1 protein-coding gene is annotated in these 255 nt (G+C 63.5%); it reads right to left on the bottom strand.

Annotated features, from left to right (window positions below; genetic code table 11):
- A partial coding sequence (locus DWY84_RS17600; RefSeq protein WP_207665142.1) for a tetratricopeptide repeat protein occupies positions 1-255 on the bottom strand: 255 nt, incomplete at both ends.

A 255-nucleotide genomic window follows, 5' to 3' on the forward strand; every position in this document is an offset into this window, starting at 1 on the left:
CCTGCTCCCAACTCTGCTCCACGCCGCAGCCCTTTTCATAGCAGTATCCCAGATCCGTCATTGCCACGCTCACGCCACTCTCTGCCGCCTCGCGGAACCAATGCACAGCATGCTCCCAGTTTTGCTCCACGCCGTCGCCGTATGCATAGCATACGCCCAGCCGGTGCATACCTTCACCGTAACGCTGATACGCCGCCGCGCGCACCCAGTGCATGGCCTCGGCAGCGTCGGCTTCCACGCCGATCCCGTCGTGGA

The sequence above is a fragment of the Clostridium sp. AF27-2AA genome (assembly GCF_003478505.1).
Lineage (GTDB): Bacteria > Bacillota > Clostridia > Lachnospirales > Lachnospiraceae > Brotaphodocola.